The sequence below is a fragment of the Vibrio wakamikoensis genome (assembly GCF_050337275.1).
Taxonomy (GTDB): Bacteria; Pseudomonadota; Gammaproteobacteria; order Enterobacterales; family Vibrionaceae; genus Vibrio; species Vibrio chaetopteri.
The window spans coordinates 1-858 of sequence record NZ_JAKJST010000061.1; the positions used below are offsets into that span (position 1 = coordinate 1).

The 858-nt window shown below is 39.5% G+C and carries 1 pseudogene; it reads left to right on the forward strand.

Annotation, left to right across the window (positions count from 1 at the left end):
- Positions 1-260, forward strand: a pseudogene (locus L4C42_RS23460) (IS4 family transposase); the annotation flags it as partial.
- Positions 261-858: the final 598 nt, after the last annotated feature.

An 858-nucleotide genomic window follows, 5' to 3' on the forward strand; every position in this document is an offset into this window, starting at 1 on the left:
GTGATGTGATGAGTTGTGAAGTGGTGTTAGGTCATAAAGCGTGGAAGCTATTATGGTTCAAAACCGTAGGGAAGCCACTGCCAACCCAAGTACCAGATACCCATTGGGCTTATGAAAGCCTTGCTAGGTTGGGAGGGTGGAAAGACACCAAGCGAACAGGGCGAGCATCAGTCCAAGTGTTATGGGAAGGATGGTTCAAATTACAAACCATCCTTGAAGGCTATGAACTAGCGATGTCTCTTGAACGAGCAGACTTGTGATCAAGAGACAGGGCTGAGCCCTCCTTTTTTTTAATAACTCTGTGGATAAGTTGTGCTCACAAGTAGGATAAAGTTGAATAAATACGCCTTTGGATGAAAAAGACACGGTTAAGCGTTATTTTTGTATTTTTTCTAAAAAAAAGGCTTGCTAATGTGATGAGGCTCTCTATAATGCGATTCCACTGACACGGCAGAGCCCACAAGGGTTCGAGGCGATAGTCAGTAAGGCATTCAGCTTACAAGATGGTCTTCTAGTTAGATTTGAAAAAATCAAAAAAATTAGAAAAAAGTGTTTGACACTGAGAATCATCTCGTTAGAATAGCCGCCTCTTCAAACGGAAGCGAAACGCAGAGTTTTGAAGAAAATGTTCTTTAAAAATTTAAACCTATCAATCTGTGTGGGCACTCGTTGATGATAATCAAATTAGATACCTCGGTATCAAATTAGGTTTTCAATGAACTGAGTGACCAATCGAGATTACTTTCTTGTAAAAGAACTTAGTCTTGGCACAGTCAATTCATTATCGTTCTGTTGGAACGATAATAGCTTTAAAATTACTTCTTACTTTTGAGTAAGGATGAGTTTTGAAGTCAGTAT